The organism is Amycolatopsis sp. NPDC058340 (assembly GCF_042723975.1).
Classification (GTDB): Bacteria; Actinomycetota; Actinomycetes; order Mycobacteriales; family Pseudonocardiaceae; genus Amycolatopsis.
The window spans coordinates 64012-70388 of record NZ_JBHXIB010000039.1; the positions used below are offsets into that span (position 1 = coordinate 64012).

7 protein-coding genes are annotated in these 6377 nt (G+C 69.4%); 5 read left to right on the forward strand and 2 right to left on the reverse strand.

Annotation, left to right across the window (positions count from 1 at the left end; translation table 11 throughout):
* Nucleotides 1-5: 5 nt before the first annotated feature.
* Both ACFWIW_RS31420 and ACFWIW_RS31425 read left to right on the forward strand, forming a co-directional pair.
* Nucleotides 6-1193, forward strand: a complete 1188-nt coding sequence (locus tag ACFWIW_RS31420; RefSeq protein WP_038520041.1) for an AAA family ATPase — start codon at nt 6-8, stop codon at nt 1191-1193.
* The gene (locus ACFWIW_RS31425; protein ID WP_378371797.1) at nt 1190-1930 is read left to right on the forward strand and encodes an HNH endonuclease; all 741 of its coding nucleotides are present in this window, start codon (nt 1190-1192) and stop codon (nt 1928-1930) included. The genes ACFWIW_RS31420 and ACFWIW_RS31425 overlap by 4 nt, the downstream gene beginning before the upstream one ends.
* Here ACFWIW_RS31425 and ACFWIW_RS31430 read toward each other — a convergent pair.
* On the reverse strand, nt 1906-2541 hold the full coding sequence (locus ACFWIW_RS31430) for an SRPBCC family protein (RefSeq protein WP_378371798.1): 636 nt from the start codon (nt 2539-2541) through the stop codon (nt 1906-1908). The genes ACFWIW_RS31425 and ACFWIW_RS31430 overlap by 25 nt on opposite strands.
* Nucleotides 2542-2653: 112 nt before the next feature.
* On the reverse strand, nt 2654-3313 hold the full coding sequence (locus tag ACFWIW_RS31435) for a hypothetical protein (protein WP_378371799.1): 660 nt from the start codon (nt 3311-3313) through the stop codon (nt 2654-2656).
* Between the two features lie 180 nt (nt 3314-3493).
* Between ACFWIW_RS31435 and ACFWIW_RS31440 the strand changes: the two genes are divergently transcribed.
* The 3 genes from ACFWIW_RS31440 (at nt 3494) to ACFWIW_RS31450 (ending at nt 6298) form a co-directional block, all read left to right on the forward strand.
* Nucleotides 3494-3799, forward strand: a complete 306-nt coding sequence (locus ACFWIW_RS31440; RefSeq protein WP_378371800.1) for a DUF6204 family protein — start codon at nt 3494-3496, stop codon at nt 3797-3799.
* A 150-nt stretch (nt 3800-3949) separates the two neighbouring features.
* A complete protein-coding gene (locus ACFWIW_RS31445) occupies nt 3950-4975 on the forward strand; it encodes a polyprenyl synthetase family protein (protein WP_378371802.1) in 1026 nt (341 codons plus the stop codon).
* Between the two features lie 15 nt (nt 4976-4990).
* A complete protein-coding gene (locus tag ACFWIW_RS31450) occupies nt 4991-6298 on the forward strand; it encodes a hypothetical protein (RefSeq protein WP_378371801.1) in 1308 nt (435 codons plus the stop codon).
* Nucleotides 6299-6377: the final 79 nt, after the last annotated feature.

Genomic DNA, 6377 nt, shown 5'->3' on the forward strand with positions numbered 1-6377 from the left:
TCCTCATGTACATCGAGCGGGTCCGGCTGGAGAACATCCGCGGCTTCAGCGGCGCCCGCGCCGTCGACCTGCGGCTGCCCGGCCCCGGCTGGGTGGTCCTCGCGGGGCGCAACGGCTCCGGCAAGACCTCGCTCCTGCGTGCCATCGCGGTCGCGGCGGCGCCGGACGTCGCGTGGGGGCTGTTGTCGGACGCGGGCAGTTGGATCTCGACGGATCAGACCTCCGGGTCGATCGAGCTTTCGGTCATGCGTGAGGAGGGGCCGGCGCCGGTCGAGGTCCGCTGGCTCGACTCCGGGCTGCTGCCGATCTCCGGGCTTCCCCCTGGCCAGCCGTTCTGCGCGGCGTACGGGCCGTTCCGGCGGCTCGCGGGCGGCAGCGGCGAGGCCGAGTCGTGGATGCGCGGCGCGGGGTCGCTGGCGCGGATGGCCAGCCTCTTCCACGAAGACGCCTCGCTCGCCGAGGGTGTCACCTGGTTGATCAATCAGCATCTCCGTGCCCTGGAAGGAAAAGCGGGCGCGCGTGAGCTGAAGGACAAGGCGCTGGAGATCCTCGGGGACGGTCTCCTGCCCGGCGGCTACCGGATCCGGGACGTCGATTCGGACGGGCTCTGGGTCGAATACCGCGGCGACCGGTTCCCGCTGCGCGAGATGAGCGACGGCTACCGCACGGTGACCGCGCTCGTGGTCGACCTGCTCAAGCAACTCCACGGCGCCGGCCTCGATCACGAGAGCCCCGGCGTCGTGATCATCGACGAGGTGGACGCGCATCTCCACGTGTCGTGGCAGAAACGCATGGGGCCGTGGTTCAAGGCGCATTTCCCGCGGATCCAGTTCATCGTGACCACGCACAGCCCCTATGTCTGCCAGGCCGCCGACCCTGGCGGGCTCATCCGGCTTTCCGGGCCCGACGAAGAGGTTCCGCCGCGCGTGGTCTCCGAGGAGCTGTACGAGCGGGTCGTGTTCGGCTCCGGGGACGACGCGGTGCTGTCCGACCTTTTCGGCTTGGACACGCCTTATTCGCCGCAGGCGGTCGAACTGCGGGAGCATCTCGCCGAGCTCGAATTCCAGGTGGCTTCAGGCCGCGCGGACGCGAACGGTGTCCGGGAATGGGAACGCCTGCGCGGCATGCTGAGCAGTTCACCGCCGAGCCGGGTCGACGAGGTGGCCAGGCGGTTCGAGGCCGACGATCGGTGATCGGGATCCGCCGGATCGCGCTGCCGGGGCAGGTGGTGGCCGATCTCGAAGAGCTGACCGCGCGGATCCCTCCCGGTGACACGAAAGAAGCCCGGCGACTCTGGCGCGTTTCCCGTGCCGTACGGCGTTCTTTGCGGGCCGGACTGGACGTCATGGCCGCCGGTCGCGGCTACTGCATGTACTGCGGCGACGGCCTCGGGTCCACTGTGGACCATTTCGAGCCGATCGCGAGGAACCCCGGCCGCGCCTTCGACTGGCTCAATCACCTGCTCGCCTGCGAATACTGCAACAGCCACCACAAACGTGACCTGTTCCCGGTGGACGAAGACGGCAACAGCCTGCTCGTCGATCCGACCGCCGAAGATCCGCTGGAACACCTGTTCCTGGTGCTGTCGATCGGGACCTATCGCGCGCTGACCGTGAAGGGCGAGCAGACCATCAAGGTGTGCGGGCTGAACCGCGCGCAATTGGCGCGGGGGCGGGAAACCGCGGTCAACCAGGTGAGTGCGCTCGTCGTGGGCTGGTGGGCCGCGCGCGAACTGGGGGACGAGGTGAAGCGGCGCGCGATGGTCTGGACCCTGCTCGATCAGCCGCACGCCGACGTCCTCCACGCGATGCTCCGGCAGGCGGGGATGCCCGGAGCCCGCGCCGTGTTCCGGGCGGACGACGAGCTCATCGACCTGCTTCGCGCTCCCGAACTCGCCGAAGACCTTCAGCTCTCCGGCGGCGCGGTGTAGGCGGCCAAGGTGGCGTCGGCGCGCGTGCGGGCGGTGGCGGCGTCCGTCCCGTTGGCGACGTCGGCCTCGTACCACGCCTCGTTGCTCAGCGTCATGAACCGCACGCCTTCTTCGCTGGTCATCCAGGCCATGGCCGCCTCGGGATCGGCTGCTTCGCCGGATTCGAGGTGGAGCGCGAGCCCGTTCAGCATCATGTCCCAGCCGATGCCCACCGCGCCCGGCCCGAACTGGTCCCAGTGCTCGTTGGGCACCGCGGTGTGGTCGAGTTCGAACCGGGTGCGCCCGTCGGCTTCGGGGCTCAGCCGAAGCTCGATCCAGCTGACGTCGCCGCCGTACTCCCAAGTCGCCGCGAAGCTCTTCGGCGGGTCGCAACGCTCGATCGTCCCACCCGCGTTGCCTTCGAGCTGGTATTTGCCGCCGACGCGCAGATCGCCGCTGACCGGCAGGAACCAGCGCGGGATGCGCTCGGGGTTGGTGCAGGCGTCCCAGAGGTCGTCGAGGCCGGTGTCGTAGACCTGGCTGACGGTCGCCGTCACCGCCTCGCCCGCTTCAATCACGCGGTTGCCCAGTTTGTGCTGGACGGAGTCGATCTGGCTGGTCACGTCGACCATCGGTGCCCTCCTTTGCTCGGCTGCCGCCAAGATATCAGCAGAGGCTTATATAAGCCAGAATGGAAAAGGGGCGCCCGGCAGGTTCCGGACGCCCCTTTCCCGGCGGGATGGCTTACGGAGTGGGAGAGCAGGCCGTGCGCCCGACGACCACTTCGCCGGTGATGTTCGAGCCCGGGGCGAACTTGATCCGCAGCATGGTCAGCCCGATGCTGCCGTCGCCCGGCAAGGTCTGCTCGTTGAAGATCGCCTCGGCGAGCAGCGTGCCGTTGGATTTGGTGATCGGCTTGACGTAGCCGACCGGCACCGGCGACGGCAGGGTGCCGAGCCCGGTCGCGCCGCCGTAGGTCCAGCTCGCGTTCGTGCTGGTCTGGGTCGCCGTGCAGCTGACCGAATAGGACCTGATCTTGATCCGCGGTCCGCTCGACGAGACCAGTGCCGACAGCTCGAAGTTCTGCCCCTTCGCCTCCGACTTCGTCGTGGTCACGTCGTTCTCGGGATCGACGACCGTGGTCGTGCAGGTCGTCGTGCCGCCACCGAACGTGATCCCGGTCCTGGTCACGACCCCGGAAGAGTTGCTCGTCGGTCCCTCGACCGCGCAGTCGGCGAGCGAGGTGATCGAGATCGGTGCCGAGGTGCCCTTGGTGAAGGCGGCGGAGCCGAGCGAGGCCACTCCGGCCGGGTTCGACGCGGCGGCCGGAGCCACTCCGGCGCCGAGACCCGCCAGCAGTAGCACGCCGACCAGGCCGGCCCGGCTTGCGATGGTGATGCGCATTTCCACGTCCTCCTCACGTGACGGAGAGCGAGCCGGTTGGCCGTTCTTCCTTTGTCATCACTATCTGCGTGTCGGATTCGCCCGTTGCGCACGTGGCGGTCGTTTCACTCGACCGTGGATCATGGACACCCGTTGGATATTCGGATTCGTATCCGGATACAGGTCTGTATATTCGGGCGTATGCCGACCTACCGCGTCCTCGTCAACGGCAAGTTCGACCATCCCGACGCCGACACCCGTGCCCGGCTCCTCGCGGAGTTGAACGACCATCAGGCGATCGGGTTCACCGAGGACGGCCTGCTCACCTACAGCGCGCACCTCGGCGCGTTCACGTTCCGCATCACGCTGAGGGGCGAGGAAGAGCGCGACGTGCTCGACGAAGCCGAGCTGAAGGTCATGGAATTGCTGGACGCCAAGGGCTATCCGTACCGCGACGTCGCGGGCAAGGCGACCTGCATGGACGACATCAAGATCCGCCGCCGCTGACCTGTTCGCGCCGACGCGGGCGGGATACTCGGCGGGGGTGTCATCTTCGTCACCGTTTCCGCAGGACAGCACGTCAACAGGCCTCAGCCGGTAGCCACTACGCTGGGAGCAACCCCGAACGGTGTCAAAGAGAGCGGAGCCGACGTGTCTGTGTCTTCACCTGCCCCAGGTGGTGCCATCGAGGACCTGCGCGCGTCCGTGGGACTCCAGATCGCCGACGAGCAGCTCCTGCGCACCCTCGCGGCCGGTCTCGCCGATGTCGAGACCCTGCTTCGCGAGGTCGTCCGCAGTGACGTCAAGGCCGTCGAGGACGCCGCTTCGCACCTGGTCGAGGCGGGTGGCAAACGTTTCCGTCCGCTGTTCACGCTGCTGGCCTCGCAGTTCGGGCCGAAGCAGGGCGACCAGGTGGTCACCGCCGCCGCGGCCGTCGAGCTGGTGCACCTCGCGACGCTGTACCACGACGACGTGATGGACGAGGCGACGATGCGCCGCGGCGCGGAAAGCGTCAACGCCCGCTGGGACAACACCATCGCCATCCTGACCGGCGACTTCCTGTTCGCGCACGCCTCGCGGCTGGTCGCCGACCTCGGCACCGACGCGGCCCGGATCATCGCCGAGACCTTCGGCGAGCTGGTCACCGGGCAGATGCGCGAGACGGTCGGCCCGGCCGACGGTGACGACGCCGTCGAGCACTACCTCACAGTCATCGCGCAGAAGACCGGCTCGCTGATCGCCACCTCCGGCCGGTTCGGCGGGATGATGTCCGGCGCGCCCGACGACTACATCGACGCGCTCCGCCGCTTCGGCGACATCATCGGGACGGCGTTCCAGATCTCCGACGACGTCATCGACATCGCGTCCGCTTCCGACGAGCTCGGCAAGGCGCAGGGCACAGACCTGCGCGAAGGCGTCCGCACGCTTCCGATGCTGTACGCGCTGGCCGACCCGGCCACCGATCCGCGCCTGGTCGAGCTGCTGTCGGGCCCGATCTCCGACGACAAGCTCGTCGCCGAGGCCCTCGGCCTGCTGCGGGCCTCGTCCGGACTCGAACGCGCACGCGAAACTCTTTCCGACTACGCTCGTCGGGCGCGTGCCGAGCTCGCGGCGCTGCCCGCGTCGCCCGCCCGGGACGCCTGCGAATCGGTCGCCGACTACCTGGTCGCGCGAACGCATTGACAAAGGGCAGGTTAGATGTCCATTTTCGGACAGGTTTGGCTGTGGAGTCTGCTGGCGTTCGTCGTCGGCGCGCTGCTCACCTGGCTGGTGCTGGTGATCCCGGCTCGCAAGCGCATCCGTGAGCTCGAAAGCTCACTGACCACCGCGCACGCCGAGACGTCCCGGCTGCCCGCCGGGGTGAGCCTCGGCGCGGGTGCCGCGGCCGTCGCCGGCGGGACCGCGTACCTCACGAAGCCGTCGCACGACGATCTGGACGAGGAGTTCGCGGCGGCCGAAGAGCCGAAGCCCGCGTATCCCGAGACGCTCACCGAGCAGGAGCCCGCCCAGCAGTGGACGGAGCCCGCCGAGGAGAAGGCCGTTCAGGACGTCGCCGAGGAGCCGGAGCCTCCGGCCCCGACGCAGACCTTCGAGCCCGAAGAAGAGTACGAGGCCGAGTACCGCACCGCGGCCGACGCGGTTCCGGAGCCGGAGCCCGACCCGGAACCCGCGGCCGAGCGGACACAGTTCATCCCGGCGGCCTTGCCGGAGCCGGAACCCGAGCCTGAGCCCGAGCCGGAGAACCCGTACGTCGCCGCGGCGACCGACTACCTCCAGCCCGCGTCGAAGCTGGACCTCGAGCCGGAGCCGGAACCCGAGCCCCAGCCGTCGTTGCCGGGCGAAGGGCCGTACCGGTCCCGTCTGGAAATGCAGCTGGACCCCGAAGGCGCCGAGACGCAGCCCGAGCCGGTGTCGCTGTTCAGCCCCGCGTCGCGCGTGGAGACGGAACAGGCGCCCGTCGAGACCAACTGGTTCGAGCGGGAAGAAGAGCTGCACGATCCGCCCGCCTACGCCTTCGGGTCGGACGAAGAAGCGAAGGCCGGTCTCCTCGACTCGGAGCCCGAGACGCCCGCCGAAGCCACTCAGGTGCTTCCCAAGCGCACCCCGCGCGGCGCGGTCCGCGGTGGTTTCGAGCCGCCGCAGCCGATCCAGCCGTCGATGCGGGCGATCGAACGTCGTGAGCCGGAGCTGTCCGGTGGGCAGAGCGGTTCGCTGTTCGAGCCGGCCGTCCAGCCGGGCGACGCGATGCCGGCGCCGGAGCCCCCGCCCGCGCGGCAGGTCTCCGCCCCGGTGGCCGAGTCCGTCCCGCCCGGCCCGTTCGGTCCCGGTTCGGCGATGCCGCGGCCGGGTGGTGGCCGTCCGGCCGACGACTTCGCTGTCAAGGCCAGCGTGACGGCTCTGCGGTACTGCACGGAGGACTCGCCGCAGTTCCCGAAGATGGTCGCCGAGGTCTGGTTCCGGACCGCCGCCGACGCGGAGCGTGTGGGCTTCCGTCCCCTGACCTGATGAAGCGCGGGTTGGGGCCCAGCCCCCCGGGGCGGGGGGGGGTGGGGGGCGTAGGGCGGGTGATGGGCGGGGTGGGGTA

Bases quoted from the DNA above. Each gene is read 5' to 3' on its own strand.
- ACFWIW_RS31440 (WP_378371800.1), top strand. From the start codon at position 3,494: ATGCCGACCTACCGCGTCCTCGTCAACGGCAAGTTCGACCATCCCGAC.
- ACFWIW_RS31430 (WP_378371798.1), bottom strand. From the start codon at position 2,541: ATGGTCGACGTGACCAGCCAGATCGACTCCGTCCAGCACAAACTGGGC.
- ACFWIW_RS31420 (WP_038520041.1), top strand. From the start codon at position 6: ATGTACATCGAGCGGGTCCGGCTGGAGAACATCCGCGGCTTCAGCGGC.
- ACFWIW_RS31435 (WP_378371799.1), bottom strand. From the start codon at position 3,313: ATGCGCATCACCATCGCAAGCCGGGCCGGCCTGGTCGGCGTGCTACTG.
- ACFWIW_RS31450 (WP_378371801.1), top strand. From the start codon at position 4,991: ATGTCCATTTTCGGACAGGTTTGGCTGTGGAGTCTGCTGGCGTTCGTC.